Genomic DNA, 19,183 nt, shown 5'->3' on the forward strand with positions numbered 1-19,183 from the left:
GGTTTCGGTGAAAGCGGCGACGCGGGTTACTCTTCTTCCTCTTCACCGAGACTCTGTGACGGACCACCCGAGAAGACGAACTCGTGTTCGGCCTCGGTTTCGAAGCGGTTCAGGATGTCACCGAGTGGCTTCGCGTAGCGTTTGAGCTGTTCGGCCCGCGAAGACACCTCGTTGAGCTCTGCGGCCTGCTCTTCAGCTGCGCCAGCGACGGTCTGAGTCTCGGCCATCATCTGGTCACTCGTTTCAGCGGCCGACTGCAGTGTCGTTGCAACCGTTCGGAACCGGTCAAGTGAGTCACCCAGATCGATGTCCGGATTGTCCGCGTCCAGTTCTTCTAGCGTGTCCACGAGGGTGTCGAGGTCCTCCGAGATGGTAGCGAGACGATCCTTCTGATCGTAGGCGTCGTCGGAGATTTTCTGTGTCGATTCGGCGACCTGCTCGGACGCGTCACGGACGGACTCCGCACTGGACAGAACGACATCCCCGGATTCCGCGACTTCATCGGCGAAGCTGTTGAGCTGGCCGATTGTCTTTTCGAGTTCGTCGACCATACCGTTGAACTCGCTGGCGATACGATCCATCGATTCGTTCTCGCCGTCGGTGGCCATCCGCTCGGTGAGGTTTCCAGCGGCCGTCTCCTCCATCACGTCGGAGAACTCCTCGGCCTTCTTCTGGAGATACTTGTTAACTTCGAGGGCTTCGGCCCGGGAAACTTCCGCCTCTTTCTGTGCACGCTCGGCCTCGTTGATCTGCTGTTTGAGCGCGTCACGCATATCAGCGAACCCGCTGTACAGGCGGCCCACGTTGTCGATGCGGCTGGTAGCGATATCGACGTCGAGGTTCCCCTGTCGCATCTGGTCCGTTTTTCGGGTCAGGCGGTCAATCGACGTCGCCGTGTTGTATCCGAGTATCGCACCGACACCCGCAATGAGCAACACCATCAGTGCCGTCCCGATGAGCCCGTACTGTTGGACGTTCTGGACGAACCCAAATACCGCAGAGTTGGGCGCGTGCACGAGGACGACCCAGTCCGTTCCCTGTATCGGTGCGTAGCCGACGGTGTAGCGTTCGCTGAGGACGTCGGCCGCCGGCATGTCAGCGGTGACGCCGGATTGCTGTTCCGAGGACCGGAGGTCGTTTGCCTCGCTGATCGGCGCGGTAGCGCGGCTGTTCTCGCTGTACGACTGCAGCATATTCTCCCCGAGGCCACGGCTCCCGTCTCTGGGCTCGTCGATCATGACGACCGCCGACCCGTTGACGACTTGCGTAAATCCACCTTCGGCCCTGTTGTTCCCCTGTAGCGAGTTCGCAATCTCGTCGAGTGAGTATTCGATGAGTATATACCGGTTTTGCGAGGCATCGACAGGGCTGACAAAGCCAACGACTGGGCCGGAGTTTGTCTGATACACATCGGAGACGACGACATCGCTTGCCGTCTCGAAGTCGGTACCGGCAAGCCACCCCCTGCTCGTCGATTCGAGGGGTGAGTTGGTCAGTACCTGTGAGTTAGATGTGCTGGCGACAACTTGAGACTGGGCGGCGTTTCGTTCGATCAGATGGATATCAGCAGCGTCTGCCGACAAGGCGGCTTTCCGATTGTTGAGTTCGATATTGATATCGTCGGCATCGCTACTGGCCCAGATGTCATCTGAGGAGACGAATTGAGTCGATAGACGGTTTCGGTCTACCCACTGTGACAGGATGTCCGCTTCCTGTGCGGCGGCGTTCTGGTAGTCACTCAGAACCTGTTGTTCAGTGTAATCTCTGACTTGTTCTGTCGCGGCAAGGCCGATGAGCCCAACCGACAGCGCCATGATGAAGAGAACGATGCCGAATTTGAGTGCGAAGTTCCGCCGGATGAAATCCGGGACAACTGTCGCCAAAATCCCACCGGAGGCGTTCGAATCGGTCTCTGAACTGTCTGGTATCTGTGTGTCTCCTGAACTCATAGTTAGTTTCCTCCAAGCGAACAGTTCGCCGCTGGGTCGCTATCGCACGCGTACTGTACGTCCGCTGGTTCCCCGACCAGCTCGTAGTAGGTACCATAGGATTGCTGTATCTCCGACTTTCCTCTCACAACCGGCACCTGACGCATCGCCTGATGATCACAAGCTCGAAGCGTCTGCGGTCCGAGGCCGGCGTCGTACTCGTACCCTTCGAGCGCTCTGATGACATCGATCGGGTTGAACGTTCCCGCGCGCTCGACTGCGCTGGCGTATTGCAACGTTTGCGTATATGCGATATGTGCTGGCCCTGATGGAGTGGCTGATTTCGAGGAACCAGTCGAACTGCCGTACTCCTTACGGAACGCCTCTCGGAAGGTATTGGACAGCGGCGAGTTGATTGCCGGACTCCAGGCGACAGTTCCGATAACGCCCTCTATCGCATCGCCTGCGGTCTGGGCAATATCCTTCGAAGCCATCGGAAGAACGATATTCGACTCCGGGAACTCATCTCGGAACGCCCGGAGTGCGTTTACTGCGTCAAGGCCCCCGAGTCCAAGCACAATCACGTCGAAATCGACCGATTTGATGTCTGCTGCGTACTGGGAGTAGTCGCTTGTCCCGACCTGTGCGGTCGTGTCCCAGACAGGTGCCCAGCCGATATCTCCGAGGGCTGCATCCATATCATCCCGGAGCGTCTGTCCCCAGTCGCTGTCCTGAAAGATTTTGACGTAATTGACGTCGTCTCCGAACTCGGTACTGAGTGCCGGGGCCAGCGCCTTTGCCGCCATGCGGTTGTTGAATATCTCGCGGAAGGAGTACCGGTTACAGTCGGCCCCCGTCAGCGAGTTTGTGTTGGCCATCGTCGCCATGTACACGACTTGGTTCTTCGCGGCTACCTTCTGATTAGCCAGGCCGGAACTGCTGGACGTACCGCCAGCAAGCATAATCACTTCCTCGCTATCAACAAGCCGCTGTGCGTTACGCCGAGCGGTATCTGAATTGCCACCCGTGTCTTCGACAGCGAATTCGACATCCTTATCGAGAAGACCGTCACCGTCAAGAGGCGACTCGTACTTCTCGCTCGTTACCCACCCACCGCCGTTGTTAATGTGCTTGACAGCGAGTTTGAACCCCCGGAGTTCCTGCTTGCCGGCAGTTGAGTACGCCCCAGAGGAAGCGATGTTGAAACCAAATGTCACCGAATCCCCGGACACCGGAAAGTTTCCAACCGCTGTTGGGGTCGGTGTCCCATCTCCATCTGTTCCGGCCTCGCTGCCACCACAGCCTGCAAGTCCGGCCAACCCGGCCGCACCAATCGAACGGAGTAGGTTCCGCCTAGAGACCGACGGTCCACCTCCATCTCTCCCTGAATCCATACTGCCGTGTCTTAATTAGTATAGCACATAAACTTTTGGAGAAAACTTATACTGCCTATAAGCTGTGGCGAAAAATACGACCTTACGCGCTCCACTGCAGTAAGGAGAGACTAACAAAGCCGTCTGGCGGCTGGTTCTCCGGGATTTATACCCAGTCAGTGAGCAACGTCGGATATGACGGAGTTAGTTACGTTCGGTGAGACAATGTTGCGGTTGTCGCCACCCGACGACGAGCGACTGGAGACCGCAGACCAGTACACTGTCAGAGCAGCCGGCGCAGAGTCAAACGTTGCGGTCGCTGCGCAGCGGCTTGGACTCGATGCACTGTGGGCCTCAAAACTCCCCGATTCGCCGGTCGGTCGACGAGTCACAGGAGAACTCAAGCACCACGGCGTGTCGGTCGATATCGCTTGGGACGACGCGGACAGCGCCCGACAGGGAACCTACTATCTAGAACAGGGTAGTCCACCGCGTGGGAACGATGTCATCTACGACCGTCAAAACGCCAGTGTCACAACCGCCACACCGGCGGAGCTTCCAACCGAGACTATCGCAGACGCCGCGGGGTTCCATACCTCGGGTATCACACCGGCGCTGTCGGAGACGCTCAAATCGACTACTGCTGACCTCCTCTCGCTCGCACAGGACGCGGGTACGACCACGAGCTTCGACCTGAACTACCGCTCGAAGCTCTGGACGCCAGCCGAAGCCCGTTCAGTCCTGACCGAGCTATTCCCGTCTGTCGACGTGCTCGTCGTCGCAGAACGGGACGCGAACGTCGTGCTGGACCGGACTGGCGACCCGGAAACGATTGCTCGGGACCTTGCTGCCGAGTACGGGTTCGAAGCGACAGTGATTACCCGCGGCAGCGACGGGGCGCTCGCGCTCGCTGACGGGACCGTAACGGAGCAGCCGACCTTCGAGTCGACCGATGCACATCCGGTCGGCACTGGCGATTCCTTTGTCGGCGGCTTCCTCTCGCAGTACCTCTCCGGTGGCTCCGTTGCAGACGGGCTTGCCTGGGGGGCCGCGACGGCCGCACTCAAACGGACGATTCCGGGCGACATTGCCGTTGTGTCCCCCGACGAAATCCGCTCGATTCTCAGCGGCGACACGGAAGCGATTTCGCGGTAGCTACGCCGTCCAGCAAGCTTCTTATCCCTTCGCGGGGAACGGCAGGATATGATTAACTATGAACGCTGTAAACTGTGGCTCCCCGGAGACGGAGGTCACAATGCGTAGCGCGAAGATCGTCTGTACTCTCGGTCCCGCGTCGGATTCAGTCGACGACATCGCGTCACTTGCAAAAGCCGGGATGTCCGTTGCCAGACTGAACGCGAGCCACGGTTCGCCGGAACACCGCCGTGAGATGATTGATCGAATCCGTGAGGTAGACGAAGCGGTCGAGGAGCCGGTCGCGGCCATGCTTGATATGCCAGGACCGGAGGTCCGCACCGCAGAGATCGACGAACCGATTCAGCTCACGGAAGGGTCTACCATCCGGTACGTCGTCGGTGACGACGCGACGCCGGAAGAGGTCGGTCTCTCGCAGTCGATTACCGCAGTCGAGCCGGGTGATCGCGTGCTGCTTGATGACGGACGCATCGAAACGACTGTCGAGCGCGTCGATGATGATACAGTGTTTGCGACCGTTGAGAACGGCGGCAAGCTGTCCGCCCGCAAAGGCGTCAACGTTCCCGGTGTCGAACTCGACCTGCCGACCATCACGGAGAACGACAGACAGGAACTCGACGTGGCCGCCGAGAAAGAACCCGACTTCGTGGCCGCGTCGTTCGTCCGCGACGGCGAGGACATCTACGAGATCAGCCAGGCCCTCGAAGAGCGCGGCGTCGACATCCCCATCATCGCCAAGATCGAACGAGCCGGGGCCGTCGAGAACCTCGATTCGATCATCGACGAGGCCTATGGCGTGATGGTCGCCCGCGGTGACCTCGGTGTGGAGTGCCCGCTCGAGGATGTCCCGATCATTCAAAAGCGCATCATCCGCCGGTGTCACGAGGCTGGTGTTCCCGTCATCACGGCCACCGAGATGCTTGACTCGATGGTCCACTCCCGGCGGCCGACCCGTGCAGAGGCATCGGACGTGGCAAACGCAGTTCTTGACGGCACGGATGCAGTGATGCTCTCTGGCGAGACGGCCATCGGCGACCATCCGACCCGCGTCGTCGAGACCATGGACCGGATCATCCGTGATGTCGAGGGCAGCGAGGAGTACGCCGAGTCCCGCGAACAGCGCGTGCCAAACGCCGGTGATACCCGAACGGACGCGCTCGCGCGCTCCGGTCGGTTCCTCGCCCGCGACATCGGCGCGTCGGCGATTGTCGCGGCGTCCGAGTCCGGCTACACCGCGCTGAAATCGGCGAAGTACCGGCCGTCGATCCCCATCGTCGCGTCGACGCCGAGCGAGCGCGTCCGCCGGAAGCTCGCGCTTTCGTGGGGTATCACGCCCGTAACGACCGAGTACACTACCGAGGGCGCTGACGCCGTCATCCAGACGGCAGTTCAGGCGGCCCTCGACACCGAGGCCGCGGACAGCGGTGACACGGTCGTCGTCCTCTCTGGAATGATGACCGAACTGGAGGGGATGAACACGGCGAATATGCTGAAAGTCCACGTCGCGGCCGAAACGGTCACCAGCGGTCGCTCCATCGTCGACGGGTTAGTGACCGGTCCTGTCCATCGGATTTCGACAGCACCGCCCCGGGAGTCGCCGGGCGATCTCTCAAACGTCCCCGACGGGGCGATCTTGGCTGTTCCGGAGGGATTCGACGGCGAATTCGTCGGCGACACCAGCCACATCGGCGGCATCATCGACGGCCACGAGGGTGTCACGAGCTACGCGGCCATCGTTGCCCGTGAGCTTTCGATTCCGATGATATCGAACGCGGACCTGCCTGATACGGTCTCCGACGGGGCGACTGTCACACTGGATTCCGAACGCGGCGTCGTCTACGAAGAGGCCGTTGGACGAGAGGACATCTCGGGCAGAGAGCGAGACTACTAATCGCAGTAGAATCTGTGTAGTTAAGTATCGGTGGGGCAACCCTTCGACCAGCATGGGCGCTTACGCAGGGGTCGACCTCGGAGCGACACATATTCGGGCTGTTATCGGTGACGAGACGGGCTCGATAGTCGAGTCACACAAAACTGAGACACCGCGTGGACCGGCAGGTATCGCGGTCACGGAAGCGGTCCTCGACGCGATTCGGCAGGCCTGCGACGCTGCTGATATCGCCCCGACAGACGTGATTGCCGCCGGTATCGGGTCCTTCGGTCCGATGGATCTGGCTGAAGGCGTCGTGGAAAACCCAGCAAACCTTCCAGACACCATCGACCGGATTCCGCTGACCGGGCCGGTCGAGAACCTCATCGGCAGCGAGCGGGTCTCGTTGCACAACGACGCCAACGCCGGCGTCATTGGCGAACGGTTTTATTCGGACCGAAGCCCCGATGACATGGTGTATCTCACTATCTCCTCCGGAGTCGGCGCTGGAGTCGCTGTCGACGGGAACATCCTCTCAGGCTGGGACGGCAACGCCGGGGAAGTCGGCCACTTGACGATTGACCCGCACGGGTTCATGACCTGTGGCTGCGGACACGACGGCCACTGGGAAGCGTACTGCTCGGGCGAGAACATCCCGCGGTATGCCACACAGCTCCACCGAGAGGACCCTGTCGAGACGGCACTCCCAATCGAGACAGAGGAGTTTTCTGCGGCGGATATCTTCGAGTACGCCGGCGAAGACGAGTTCGCCTCACACGTTCTCGATCAGATCTGTCACTGGAACGCAATCGGCGTTGCTAACATTGTCCACGCGTACGCGCCCCTCGTGGTTTACGTTGGCGGGGCCGTTGCGCTCAATAACCCTGAGCAGGTGCTAGACCCCATCCGGGACCGACTTGATGACATGGTGATGTCGAACATTCCGGATATCCAGTTGACGCAGTTTGGCGACGATGTCGTGGTTCGCGGCGCACTGGCGTCCGCGCTGACTGGCGGCACAGGCGACCCGTCACAGCGCGTCTGAAAAGCGTCGACAAAACCGCACCGTCGCGTTACTGTTGCAGGTCGTACAGCCGCCGGAAGGCCGTCGGAGGGAACCGCGGCTCGACACGGCTCGGCGGACGTCCCTGCCCGTTGGTGACTGTCGCCTCGACACGGTCGACGACGCCGGATTCCGCCATTTCATAGAGGAACCGCTTGACGGTCCCGGCGGAGAGCTCGACTGATTCTGCCGACGCAATCGCCTCAGTCGTCGCCGTTACCGAAGAGCGTTCGCCCTCCTCTAAGTCGATGAGTTCTCTGAGGACCGCCTGCCGGTTCGTCGGCAGAGAGAGGACGATGCCCAGCGACACACAGGGGTCGGGAACTTCCCCGATAGCCGCGTCGACGTTGGCCTGTGTGATGCGGTCCTGACCCCGCTCCTCGGCTAACTCTGCAGCAATAAACAGCGCGGCAAGGGCATCGTGGGCGTTTCCGTCTGCCCAGTCGGCGATATGCCTCGCCAGACTGTGGTCGAGCCCCTGCTGAGCCAGCCCGTTCGAAGCTCTGGTCATCAACACGTCGACGAGCATCTGCCGTTGATAGCGGTCGATACTGATCGACTCCGCGGTGTACCGTGTCAGTTCAGTCGCCGACGGGTCGTCGCGACCGATAGCCAGCCAGCTGACGTTGCTCGGTAAGCCAGCAAACAGGTCAACGAGGTCCGGTGCCTGGATACTCTCCGGTTCGCTGATGTGGTCGACTGCAATGACGATCCCCGTGCGTTGCTCTCGGACGAGGTCGTGGAGCCGTGATTTGAGCGTCTCCGTCCCAATTCCGTGTTCCGGCACCGATTCGTCAACGAGTGCGTCCAAGATTGCGTGGTAGAACGCAAACTCGCTTGCGGTCTCTCTGGCGTTCACATAGACGAACGACGGAGAGGTCGGTGGCTGTGCACGGGTCGTCGTGTGGATGATCGCCTGTTGCTCCGTCGGGAGCTGTTCTAAGTTGGCGAACAGCGCCGTGATAACCGCGGACTTCCCTGAACCGTGGGGGCCGTACACGTACGCGTTGGGCGGAAGCTGGCCATCAAACACCGGATCGAGGTGGTCGAGCAGCCGTTCGAGGACCGGACCTCGGTCGGCCGGCTCCTCTATGTGGACGACCGGTGAGATGGACTCGTAATCCTGAATGAGCCGTGGCTCACCGTTCCGGCGTTGTCGACGCTTGATTCTCGCTTCAATGTCCATGCTTGGAAATTAGATCGTGTGTATATTCGATTGGACCTGTAAATAAAAAGCCGTATGAGTTCTTACGGCAGGGGGATCGCTGCGGACGTCGTGAACACTCCAGCCAGTGCCAGAATGCCCAGGATGAGGGTCGTCGTGATGATCGATGCGGCTGGCGGGTCGAAGTGCGTATCCGAGTGCGCGTAGAAGATGCGCTGGTAGACCTCACCGAACAGCGCGCCTAGGATACCGAAGAATGCGCCCAGCCCGAGCGCGACTAGGACACTCGCTCCGTCCGTCATCGCCATACTAGCGACGAACGTTGCTGGGAGCGTCATGTGGTGTGTGACCGGGAATTTCTCCACGCCGAGGTTCAGGAACAGCAGACTCGCTGCTGAGATACCGAACGGGAGGAAGAGACTCCCGGTCTTCGCGAAGATGTACGCACCGAGGATGCCGGTGATGAGCCCGAGCATTGCGACGTGTGTCCACTTGTACTGGTGTGGCAGCCACGGCTCGACAGCCGGTCGCTCGGCAGCCATGGCTCCGCCATCCGTTGCGACTTCGTCACTGTTGCTCGACCGCATCTTTCCGCTCTCGAACGGCGACATATCGAGCAGGCCACTTCCGCGGGCACGGCCGATAACCGGGTAGCCAAAGACCAGACGGGCGATAACAGCGGTCAGGATGACCCCTGCCGCAGGCGGATCGATCGGAATTCCGAGTCCGCCGGACGTCTGCCTGATCGCCATCCCTAAGATACCGAATACCCCACCGACAGCAAGCACGTCCGGCCGGGTACCGAGGGCGTAGGCGATGTCCTTCGCCGGGTGGTAGTCACCGTCGTCCGGCTCGTACATTCCGTCGTATTTCGCGGCGTAAGCGGCTGCTGCCACACCACCAGCGAAGGCGACGTGTGGCCCGAACACGGGACCGAAGGCCAGCGGGCCGACGATGCCGGCTCCGTACCCACCGGCGGCACCGGCAATGACGTCAGGAGACCCGCCGATGAACGACTCTGAGACGACGTTACCGGCTTCTCCGATAAGCACCATGAAGCCGGTGAAACAGAACGCCGGGAGTGCACCGATAGATGCCCCGAACGCGCCGCCCGCGAACGCCGCGATGGCGAGGACGAGCATATCGACTGCCGTGAGTCCGAATGCGATTGCCATCTGTTATTCCTCCTGTGCCCAGTCGCGGGAACGGTCGACGGCGTCGTCCCAGCGAGCGTACATCTTGTCTGCATCCTCGGCGTCCATCTCCGGCGAGAACTCCTCGTCGACCTGCCAGTTGTCCCGGAGTTCGTCGACAGTGTCCCAGTACCCAACAGCGAGGCCGGCGGCGTATGCTGACCCGAGGGCAGTGGTCTCGTCAACCTGCGGCCGAGCGATGTCCGTCTGGATGATGTCGGACTGGAGCTGACAGAGGAAGTTGTTCTTGACGGCACCACCGTCGACTCGCAGCGTCGTCATCTCGACGCCGGAGTCTTCTTCCATCGCTTCCGCGAGGTCGCGGGTCTGGTACGCGATAGACTCTAGAGTCGCACGCACGATGTGCTCCTTTCGCGTGCCGCGAGTCATCCCGACAATGGTCCCGCGAGCGCGCCCGTCCCAGTGCGGAGCGCCGAGACCAGTGAAGGCCGGAACCATGTAGACACCGTCGGTTGAGTCAACCGAGCGGGCCAGTTCTGCGGTCTGGGCGGCGTTGTTGATGAGGTCGACGTCTTCGAGCCACTCGATGGCCGCGCCGGCGATGAAGATGGAGCCTTCCAGCGCGTACTGAACGGGTTCACCGGACATCTGGAAGCCGACGGTCGTCAGCAGGCCGTTGTCCGAGGCGACTGCTTCGGAGCCGGTGTTCATCAGATAGAACGCGCCGGTCCCGTACGTGTTCTTCGCATCACCCTTATCGAAGCACGTCTGGCCGAACAGTGCGGCCTGCTGGTCACCCAGCGCGCCCGCAACGGGGACTTCCTCTTCGAGGAAGCCGTCCGCGTCGGTGTGGCCGTACAGACTCTCGTCGGAAGACGGGCGGACTTCCGGAACCATGGACTTCGGAACGCCGAACTCTTCGAGGAGTTCGTCGTCCCACTCCATGTCGTGGATGTTGTAAAGCATCGTCCGCGATGCGTTCGAGACGTCCGTGATGTGGTTGCCGGTGAGCTTGTAGATGAGCCACGCGTCGATGGTCCCCATCAGGAGCTCGCCGTCTTCGGCCCGTTCGCGGAGGTCAGCGCCGCGCGAGCTCTGCATCTTGAGCGGTTCCGCGTTGTCGAGGATCCACTCAGTCTTTGTCGCCGAGAAGTAGGCGTCACATTCCAGCCCGGTCTTCCCCCGGATCCACTCGACCTTGTCCTCTTCCTGGATTTCCTCGACCCGGTCGGTGGTTCGGCGGTCCTGCCAGACCAGCGCGTTGTGGACCGGTTTGCCGGTCTCCTTGTCCCAGACGATCGTCGTCTCGCGCTGGTTCGTGATGCCGAGCGCCTCGAGCTGTTCGGCACCGACACCTGCGTCCGCCAGCCCTTTCGTCACGACTTCCTGCGTGTTTTCCCAGATTTCGACGGGGTCGTGCTCAACCCAGCCGGGCTCCGGATAAATCTGTTCGTGCTTCTCGTAGGCGTTCGCAACGACCTGGCCGCTGTGGTCGAATACCATGAAGCGGGTACCGGTCGTTCCCTGGTCGATCGCGCCAACGTATGTGTCTGCCATTGTTGTGTTCTCCGTGGTGGAGGTAGCTTATTTATGAAAGCTACCACCTTGCCAGTAAACAACATAGTGAACCATTATAAAGATTACTAATGGTGATGTTTGGGGAGTAAAGAAAGGCCGGGACGGCGCTACCGTCCGGAATTGTACCGCTCAAGCTGCTTTGTGACCTGTGTGTCGAGGCGGTCAAGTGCAGACGGAACCGAATCAGGCCCATCCATACTGTCGACGGCATCTTCGATGATTGTTCGAACCGTATCGAACGGTCCGATCTGCGCGCCCCGCGTTGCAGTGGTATCGCGCGTCTCCATGAGCTGGTCGAACGCCGTTCTGTAGTGGGGGTTCCGGTCAAACCAGTTGTCGGCCCGGAGCCGTGGAATCGTCTCCTCGTGGACCGGGAAGTACCCGGTTTCCTGGTGCCACCGTCGCTGCTGGGCTGGTTCGGTAAGCCAGGTGAGGAACTCCCCGACAGCGTCGTGTACGGCCCCGGAAACTGCATCGCCGACCCAGAGGGATGCGCCGCCGACGAGTACACCGGTCCGGTCGTCGAGCACTGGGAGCTGGCTGGTTCCGACATCGAAGTCGGCGCTACGTTCGATACTGTTCAGCGACGACGTCGAGCCGATGAGCATCGCGGCGTTCTCCTCGGCAAAGTGGGTCCGAGCCGCCCCTCTGGCTTCGATTCCGGGGTCGTGGTACAGTCCGTCCGCTTCGAGGGTCTGCCACCATTCGAATAAGTCGTGGGCGAACTCCCCGTCAAGATAGCTCTCTGTCGGCGACCCGGACCGTCCGTTGTTCTCGTCTACGAGGAGCTGGTCAGCTTCGGCAAACCACTGTTCGACGAACCACGAGTAGTTCGCGAACGTGATACCAGTGTCCACGCCACCCCGGTCGACGAGCGTCTCAGCTGCGCTCCGAACGTCAGCGAGGGTTTCCGGCGGCGAACTGGGATCGAGCCCAGCCTGTCTGAACGCGTCCCGGTTGTACGCCATCACCGGGTTCGACGCATTGAACGGCAGCGAGTGGAGCGTCCCGTCGAAACGGTAGTAGTTCGTCACTGGATCGAGCAGCGCGTCGATGTGAGCGCTCGGGAGCAGTTCTTCGACCGGGATGAAATGACCACTATCGCGCGCACGCGTGGTGCCAATCTCGAATATCTGTGCGATCGCCGGTGGGTCACCGTTTTCAGCGGCGTTCAGCGTCGCATCGAGAGTCCCGCGATAGCTCCCTTTCGACCGCAGCGCGAGACTGATCCCGTCGGTCTGTGATTCGAACTCGCGGACGAGGTCTTCCAGCAGTAACGCCTTCTCGCCGCCCATCGCGTGCCAGAATTCGACGACAGTTCCGTCCGTGGTCGCCGCCGCCGAACCGGTCGCCAGTTCGAAGGACTCCAGCGACGCTTCAAGCGATTCAGCCCGCTCGGTAAGCGTGGAAACTCGCGTCGAGACCTCTGCAAGTTCCGTTGTCTGGTCCGCTGCGGCGTCGGCGGCGACAGCTGCCTCTTCGGCTGTCCGGGCGCTGATATCCTCGACATCGTCGACCATCGACACGACTTCTTGTGTGGAGTCGGCCTGCGTATCCGTCGCATCGTCAATCTCCTGGACGCTCGAATCGACCTCCTCGACCATCGAGACGACGGAATCCAGTTCATCAAGCGCACTGGCGACTGACGAGCGGGTGTCTTCGACACTCTTCCGGGTATCGTACATCTCCGAAACCGTCGCGTCAGCCTGTTCGTGAACCTCCTGGATAGACGCTGCAATCTCGTCAGTCGCTTCCTTCGTCTCTGTTGCGAGCGATTTGACCTCCTCAGCCACGACGGCGAACCCGTCGCCGGATTCCCCTGCTCGGGCAGCCTCGATGTTGGCGTTCAGCGCCAACATATTGGTCTGGTCCGCGACGTCCGTGATGAAGCCCACAATCTCCTCGATGTCAGACAGCAGGTCGTTCAGTTGTTCGACCTTGTCGACGGTCGCTTCGGCGTTGTCAGTCAATCGGTCGAGCGTCGTCATCGCCGAGGACGCCGACTCTAGTGCGGATTCGCCCCGAGCGCTGGCTTCGCTTGACGTGTCCGCAACCTCGTTTGCGGCGCTCGCTATCTCCTCAATCGTCGCCGAGAGGTTCCGCATCTCGTCGGAAATCGACTGTATCTCGTCGCGCTGCTCGTCCGAACCAGCCGAAATCTCGCCGACAGCACCGCTCACATCCCGGCTGGCGGACTTGACCGATCCGAGACGGGTGTCGACCTGTTCCGTTGCGGCGGTCACCTGTTCGCTGAACGACGCCATCCGATCGACAGTGTCAGTCCATTCCCGGAGCAGTTCCTCGTATGCGTCGTACAGCGGCTCAGCCGCCTCAGCTGGTGGCTGTCCGGGTTTTGCGGTCAGGTCGCCGTTAGCGTTCGCCTTGGCAACAGACGTGAGACGGTCGACAGTGGTTTCGAGCGCCTGGCGGTCTGCCCGCTCCTGTTCGAGTTCCGCCGCCAGTTGCTCACATCGTGCTTCCAGTTCCGCCCGTTCAGGGTCGTTTTCGGTCTCTGCGTCCTTCTGGAGGGCTTCTGCTGACGGCGGTTCAGTCTCAGACTCGTTTCCATCCCGCCCCTCTGTGACGCCGCCGTCGGTGTGCTCCCTGTCAGGCGGGCCGTCTTCTGAATCAAGTGGGTTCCATTTACTCATTGTCGCTCCCGTTGGCCGAACGACCAACACGCTCTCGGGAATAGTCCACTATCAAAATATATAATAGTTACTGTCGAAACGGTAGGAGTGATAATTAATACGCGAGCGCGGTTTCCATTCTACAACGTCGTCTCTAGTACGCCAGTATTTGAAAATATGGAGTTATCTCTCGAATTTGAGAGAATGTGGTCAACCACTACCTGGCCAATCAGCGAAAAATAATATGCTGTGCGTTCACAATTAACAGTAGGTGTCACGGTATTCCTCATGATTACATAGAAAATTTACTGTCCAAGCACCAGCAACGGTAAAGTGAAGTGTGTGCGCTCCAAAATCACGGAAAGATAGATGGGACCGACACCACACATCGCCGTCATCGGTGGCGGCTCGACTGGGGCGGGCATCGCGCGGGACCTCGCGATGCGCGGGCTCGACGTGACCCTCGTAGAACAGGGGAATCTAACCCACGGGACCACCGGTCGAATGCACGGGCTGCTCCATAGCGGCGGGCGATACGCCGTCTCGGACCAGGCCAGCGCGACCGAGTGTATCGAGGAAAACCGGGTACTGCGTGACATCGCAAGCCACTGTGTCGAAATGACCGGTGGCCTGTTCGTCAAGCGACCTGAGGACTCCGAGGAGTATTTCCAGAAGAAGCTCAGCGGCTGTGAGGAGTGCGGCATCCCCGCCGAAGTCGTCTCGGGCGAAGAAGCCCGCGCGATGGAGCCACACCTGGCGAAGGACATCGACAAGGCAATCAGCGTTCCTGACGGGGCCATCGACCCGTTCCGGCTGGTCGTCGCGAACGCCGCGAGCGCACAGGAACACGGCGCGCGCATCGAGACCCACTCCAAAGTGACCGACCTCCTCGTCGAGAGCGGCGAGGTCGTCGGCATCGAGGTCGAACACGACTCCGGCCCCGGCAAGCGCGTCCACGGCACGGAGGGCGGAACCGAACAGATCCGCGCTGATTACGTCGTGAATGCAACTGGTGCCTGGGCCGGCCGCATCGGTGACATGGCCGGGCTGGATATCGAAGTTCGCCCCTCCAAGGGTGTCATGACCATCATGAACATCCGTCAGGTCGACACCGTCATCAACCGCTGTCGACCGAAGGGCGACGCGGACATCGTCGTTCCCCACGAGACGACTGCGATTCTGGGGACGACTGACGAGGAGGTCGAGGACCCCGAAGACTACCCCGAGGAGCAGTGGGAGGTCGACATGATGATCGACACCCTCTCGGAGTTGGTTCCGATGCTCGACGAGGCGCGGACCATTCGCTCGTTCTGGGGCGTTCGCCCGCTGTACGAACCGCCGGACGTCGGCAGTGACGACCCGACCGACATCACGCGGGACTTCTTCCTGCTCGATCACGACGAGCGCGACGACCTCCCCGGCATGACCAGCATTGTCGGCGGGAAGTTCACGACCTACCGGATGATGGGCGAGCAGATAAGCGACCACGTCTGCGGGAAGTTCGGCATCGACGCCGACTGCCGGACCGCCGACGAGCCACTTCCGGGCAGCGAGGACTTCTCGGTGCTCCGGGACTACATGGACGAGTTCGGGCTGCGCTCGCCCATCGGTCGGCGGAGCGTCGAGCGACTCGGCTCCCGGGCCGACGAGGTACTCAAAACGGACGGCCCGAACCCGACCGTCTGCGAATGTGAAGGCGTCACCCGCGCCGAGATTCAGGACGCTATCGAAGGGTCCGGCTCGGACCTCAACGCCGTCCGCATCCGCACCCGCGCGTCGATGGGCAACTGCCAGGGCGGCTTCTGTTCCCACCGGATGGCGAGCGAACTCCACTCGGAGTACGACGAGAGCATCGTCCGCGAGGCCTGGGATGAACTGCTCCAGGAGCGCTGGAAGGGCCAGCGCCACGCCCTCTGGGGCGAACAGCTCTCGCAGGCGGCGTTGAACTACGCGTTGCACGCAACGACACAGAACCGCGATCAGGACCCGGCGGACGGCGAGCCGGTCGACTTCTCGGCGTTCGACACCGGCCACAGTCAGGCGGGCGGCGTCGACAGCGCGGACGTGGCCGCCGACGGAGGGACAGATGGCTATTGAGTCAGAGGTACTCGTCATCGGCGGCGGCCTCGGCGGACTGACCAGTGCGCTGGCGGCCGCCCGAGAAGGAGCCGACGTGCGACTGGTTTCCTACAAGCAGAGCACGCTTCGCCAGGCGTCTGGCCTGGTTGACGTGCTCGGCTACACGCCAGACGGCGACGGCCCACTGACCAACCCGTACGAGGCGATTCCGTCGCTCCCGGAGAGCCACCCGTACCGGAAAGTCGGCGTCCAGACGGTCCGTGACGCGCTGTCGCTGTTTGACGACGCGGTCCCGACCTACGAAGGCGAACACACGGAGACGAACGCGCTCTTGCCGACCCACGGCGGGAGTATCAAGCCGACCGCCCGCTACCCGGCTGGAGCCAGCGCCGGCCTCGCCAGCGACACCCGCGACACGCTGCTTGTCGGCATCGAGGAGATGGTCGACTTCGACGCCCCCCACGTCGCTGCCCATCTCGACGCGACGGGCGTCCCGTTCGATGTCCGCGGCGAGACGATCCGATTCCCGGGCGACCTGCGCGCGGACGCGAAGGTCACCCGATACGCCAAACTGCTCGATACCAACAGCGAGGTGGCGGTCCGCGGGCGCATGGTCCCGGCCCGCGAGGCGCTGGCACAGCGCGTGAACCCGTTGCTGGAGGACGAGGATCGGGTCGGGTTCCCGGCAATTCTCGGCGACGACAATCCCGGCGCGATCCGCGACGCACTGGGCGACCGCCTCGGCGTCGACGTGTTCGAAGTCCCGATGGGGCCGCCGTCGCTGCCCGGCCTCCGCCTTGAGGACGCGCTGTTTGCGGCGCTTGACGAGGCCGGGGCCAGCATCGAGACCGGCAACCCCGTCGTCGACTTCGAGGGCGAGGACCGCATCGAGAAGGTATTCATCGAGAAGAACGGTGCGAAGATTCCCAACAGCGCCGACCAGTACGTCCTCGCGACCGGCGGCTTCGTCGGCAAGGGCGTCGAGTCCGACCGCGAGGGTGTGTACGAACCTATCTTCGATTGCCACGTCCCCCACGCCGAGGACCGTTACGACTGGTTCGAGGGCCAACTGTTTGGCGACCACGAGTTCGCCCGCTACGGCGTGGCGACCGACGACGACCTGCGCCCCCTCGACGCGAGTGAGCACAGCGAGTTCGAGAACCTGCGGGCCGCCGGCTCCGTGCTTGGCGGGTACGACTTCGCCGCCGAGAAGTCCGGTAGCGGGGTCTCGATTGCAACAGGCTACGCGGCGGGCCAGCGCGCCGCACAGGAGGCACGATGAGTGACGCTGAAACCCCACCAGAGACAGAGTTTGACCCGGTAGCACCGAATACAGGCGAAGAGTTCGAACCAGTTGATGTCTTCCCCGACAGCGACGACTTCGACCTCCGTCCCGGCGCGGACTCCTGTTATAAATGCTCGACCTGCGACACGAACTGCCCTGTCGCGGAGGTCGACGACGACTTCCCCGGCCCGAAGTTCCAGGGTCCCGAACAGTGGCGGCTCAAGCAGTCCGACGACGACTACACCGTCGACGACTCGGTGATGGACTGCTCGAACTGCATGCGCTGTGACAACGCCTGTCCGTCTGGCGTCCCGCTCAGCCAGATGCACAACACCGCTCGCGGGGAGTATGTCAGCGAGCAGATGGACAAACTCTCCGTCGAGTACATCCGCAACCGCATTCTGGCGAACTACCGCACCTCCGCGTTCTTTGCGAGCAAGGTCCCGCGGTTGGCCAACTTCGCCATGAACTTCGGCCCGGCCCGCTGGGTCATGGAGAAGACACTTGGCGTCACCAGCGAGCGCGACTTCCCCGAGTTTGCACGGCAGACCTTCCGCGAGTGGTGGGCCGACCGCGGCGGTCAGGCGGCCTCGCGTGAGAACGCGAGGGAAGCGCGCGAGCGCCGCGGACTCCCCGAGGACGCCGACAAGAAGGTCGCGTATTTCCACGGCTGTTACTCCAATTACAACACGCCGGAGGTCGGCAAGGCCATGGTCCGGGTGTACGAGGAGTTCGGCTACGAGGTCGTCGCGCCAGAACAGAAGTGCTCTGGGACGCCGATGTTCGCCAACGGGATGCTCGACGACGCCCGCCGCCACGCCGAGACCAACGTCTCGTCGATGTCAGAACTCGTCGACGAGGGCTACCACGCCATCGCCTCCTGTACCTCCTGTTCGATGGCGCTCCGACAGGAGTACCCCGAACTGTTCGACATCGACGGCATCGACAAAGTGGCGGAGAACACGTTCGAAGCCGTCGAGTACCTCCGCATCCACGAGGACCTCAAGGGCGAAGTGCAGGCGGCTGACGTGGACGGCGAGCTGGCCGAAGAGTTCGCCTACCACGCCCCGTGTCACTCACGCAACCAGGGGCTTGATCGCCAGGCCGTCGAACTGTTCCGCGACCTCGACGGCGCTGAAGTTGAGGACGTGGGCGACTCCTGTTCCGGCATCTCGGGAACCTACGGCTGGAAAGAGGAAAAATACGAGAAGTCGATGGAAATCGGCGAGGAGATGTTCGAGCACATGGAACACGCCGAAGGCGATACCGGTATGACCGAGTGCCCGACCTGTGCGATGCAGATGGAACACGGGAGCGGATACGAGATCCGCCACCCGCTCGAACTCCTTGAAGCCGCGCTGGTCGAGTAAGTACCTCCTACTCTTCGCCGCGGACGAACGTGACTGGGCACGGCGCGTTCAGCATGACTTCCTGTGCGGTGGAGCCGAAGACGGCCTTGCCGGTCGGCGAGCGCTTGCGGCCGCCGACGACGACGAGGTCCGACTCCGTCACCTCTGCGAGGCTGACGATCTGTTCGCCGTGGTTGCCCACGGCACCCCGGACCTGCGTCGACAGACCGGCGTCGTCGAACCGTGAGACAAGTTCCCGGACGGTTGTGTGGCGGTCGGCGACTTCGTCGGGGTTGGCTTCGCCGGTCGATTCGAATTCGAGCCTGTCGACAACGCCGTCGTACTGGTCGTCGGTGAATACGTGTGCAACGATGACCGTCGCGCCGGCCGGACTCGCGATATCAAGCACGGCGTCAGCGAGTTCGTCGATTCGGTCGGCGTCGTTCGGTCCGACTGCGAGAAGAACGGTTTCGAGTGCCATACCGGCTACTCCGGGGGCAGACGCCTAAATCCTTCGATGGGTACTACTTTCGTAGTAAGTTATTCCAGCTATG

At 61.7% G+C, this 19,183-nt stretch carries 13 protein-coding genes; 6 read left to right on the forward strand and 7 right to left on the reverse strand.

Annotation, left to right across the window (positions count from 1 at the left end):
- Positions 1–26 precede the first annotated feature (26 nt).
- Positions 27–1,949, reverse strand: coding sequence for a HAMP domain-containing protein (locus tag BVU17_06100; GenBank protein AUG47120.1), 1,923 nt, complete (start codon positions 1,947–1,949; stop codon positions 27–29).
- 2 nt (positions 1,950–1,951) lie between these two features.
- The gene (locus BVU17_06105) at positions 1,952–3,160 is read right to left on the reverse strand and encodes an ABC transporter leucine-binding protein (protein AUG47121.1); all 1,209 of its coding nucleotides are present in this window, start codon (positions 3,158–3,160) and stop codon (positions 1,952–1,954) included.
- 336 nt (positions 3,161–3,496) lie between these two features.
- Here BVU17_06105 and BVU17_06110 point away from each other — a divergent pair, with 336 nt between their 5' ends.
- From BVU17_06110 to BVU17_06120, 3 genes are all read left to right on the forward strand, one after another.
- Positions 3,497–4,456 carry a 2-keto-3-deoxygluconate kinase gene (locus BVU17_06110; GenBank protein ID AUG47122.1) on the forward strand — a complete coding sequence of 320 codons (960 nt, stop codon included), beginning with the start codon at positions 3,497–3,499 and terminating at the stop codon, positions 4,454–4,456.
- Between the two features lie 100 nt (positions 4,457–4,556).
- Positions 4,557–6,347 (forward strand): pyruvate kinase, encoded by a 1,791-nt coding sequence (locus BVU17_06115; GenBank protein ID AUG48844.1) that lies wholly within the window; start codon positions 4,557–4,559, stop codon positions 6,345–6,347.
- Positions 6,348–6,399: 52 nt separating this feature from the next.
- Positions 6,400–7,371: a glucokinase gene (locus BVU17_06120; protein ID AUG47123.1), complete on the forward strand. Its 972-nt coding sequence runs from the start codon at positions 6,400–6,402 to the stop codon at positions 7,369–7,371.
- Between the two features lie 28 nt (positions 7,372–7,399).
- Here the strand turns inward: BVU17_06120 and BVU17_06125 are convergent, their stop codons facing one another.
- The 4 genes from BVU17_06125 to BVU17_06140 form a co-directional block, all read right to left on the reverse strand.
- Entirely contained in the window at positions 7,400–8,575 is a 1,176-nt protein-coding gene (locus BVU17_06125; protein AUG47124.1) for an AAA family ATPase, read from the reverse strand.
- 62 nt (positions 8,576–8,637) lie between these two features.
- Entirely contained in the window at positions 8,638–9,729 is a 1,092-nt protein-coding gene (locus tag BVU17_06130) for a hypothetical protein (protein ID AUG47125.1), read from the reverse strand.
- Positions 9,730–9,732: 3 nt separating this feature from the next.
- Positions 9,733–11,265 carry a glycerol kinase gene (locus tag BVU17_06135; GenBank protein ID AUG47126.1) on the reverse strand — a complete coding sequence of 511 codons (1,533 nt, stop codon included), beginning with the start codon at positions 11,263–11,265 and terminating at the stop codon, positions 9,733–9,735.
- A 128-nt stretch (positions 11,266–11,393) separates the two neighbouring features.
- Positions 11,394–13,937 carry a histidine kinase gene (locus BVU17_06140; GenBank protein ID AUG47127.1) on the reverse strand — a complete coding sequence of 848 codons (2,544 nt, stop codon included), beginning with the start codon at positions 13,935–13,937 and terminating at the stop codon, positions 11,394–11,396.
- A 348-nt stretch (positions 13,938–14,285) separates the two neighbouring features.
- Here BVU17_06140 and BVU17_06145 point away from each other — a divergent pair, with 348 nt between their 5' ends.
- Genes BVU17_06145 through BVU17_06155 form a run of 3 tightly spaced genes read left to right on the forward strand, consistent with a single transcriptional unit; the run spans position 14,286 to position 18,650 of the window.
- On the forward strand, positions 14,286–16,013 hold the full coding sequence (locus BVU17_06145) for a sn-glycerol-3-phosphate dehydrogenase subunit A (protein ID AUG47128.1): 1,728 nt from the start codon (positions 14,286–14,288) through the stop codon (positions 16,011–16,013).
- The gene (locus BVU17_06150) at positions 16,003–17,277 is read left to right on the forward strand and encodes an anaerobic glycerol-3-phosphate dehydrogenase subunit B (protein ID AUG47129.1); all 1,275 of its coding nucleotides are present in this window, start codon (positions 16,003–16,005) and stop codon (positions 17,275–17,277) included. Before BVU17_06145 ends, BVU17_06150 begins: the two co-directional genes overlap by 11 nt.
- Entirely contained in the window at positions 17,274–18,650 is a 1,377-nt protein-coding gene (locus tag BVU17_06155) for a sn-glycerol-3-phosphate dehydrogenase subunit C (protein AUG47130.1), read from the forward strand. Before BVU17_06150 ends, BVU17_06155 begins: the two co-directional genes overlap by 4 nt.
- Before the next feature lie 7 nt (positions 18,651–18,657).
- Here the strand turns inward: BVU17_06155 and BVU17_06160 are convergent, their stop codons facing one another.
- Entirely contained in the window at positions 18,658–19,110 is a 453-nt protein-coding gene (locus tag BVU17_06160) for a universal stress protein (protein AUG47131.1), read from the reverse strand.
- Between the last annotated feature and the right edge of the window lie 73 nt (positions 19,111–19,183).

The organism is Haloarcula taiwanensis, assembly GCA_002844335.1.
Lineage (GTDB): Archaea > Halobacteriota > Halobacteria > Halobacteriales > Haloarculaceae > Haloarcula > Haloarcula taiwanensis.

Bases quoted from the DNA above. Each gene is read 5' to 3' on its own strand.
- BVU17_06130 (AUG47125.1), bottom strand. From the start codon at position 9,729: ATGGCAATCGCATTCGGACTCACGGCAGTCGATATGCTCGTCCTCGCC.
- BVU17_06115 (AUG48844.1), top strand. From the start codon at position 4,557: ATGCGTAGCGCGAAGATCGTCTGTACTCTCGGTCCCGCGTCGGATTCA.
- BVU17_06145 (AUG47128.1), top strand. From the start codon at position 14,286: ATGGGACCGACACCACACATCGCCGTCATCGGTGGCGGCTCGACTGGG.
- BVU17_06140 (AUG47127.1), bottom strand. From the start codon at position 13,937: ATGAGTAAATGGAACCCACTTGATTCAGAAGACGGCCCGCCTGACAGG.
- BVU17_06100 (AUG47120.1), bottom strand. From the start codon at position 1,949: ATGAGTTCAGGAGACACACAGATACCAGACAGTTCAGAGACCGATTCG.
- BVU17_06135 (AUG47126.1), bottom strand. From the start codon at position 11,265: ATGGCAGACACATACGTTGGCGCGATCGACCAGGGAACGACCGGTACC.
- BVU17_06125 (AUG47124.1), bottom strand. From the start codon at position 8,575: ATGGACATTGAAGCGAGAATCAAGCGTCGACAACGCCGGAACGGTGAG.
- BVU17_06150 (AUG47129.1), top strand. From the start codon at position 16,003: ATGGCTATTGAGTCAGAGGTACTCGTCATCGGCGGCGGCCTCGGCGGA.
- BVU17_06110 (AUG47122.1), top strand. From the start codon at position 3,497: ATGACGGAGTTAGTTACGTTCGGTGAGACAATGTTGCGGTTGTCGCCA.
- BVU17_06120 (AUG47123.1), top strand. From the start codon at position 6,400: ATGGGCGCTTACGCAGGGGTCGACCTCGGAGCGACACATATTCGGGCT.
- BVU17_06155 (AUG47130.1), top strand. From the start codon at position 17,274: ATGAGTGACGCTGAAACCCCACCAGAGACAGAGTTTGACCCGGTAGCA.
- BVU17_06160 (AUG47131.1), bottom strand. From the start codon at position 19,110: ATGGCACTCGAAACCGTTCTTCTCGCAGTCGGACCGAACGACGCCGAC.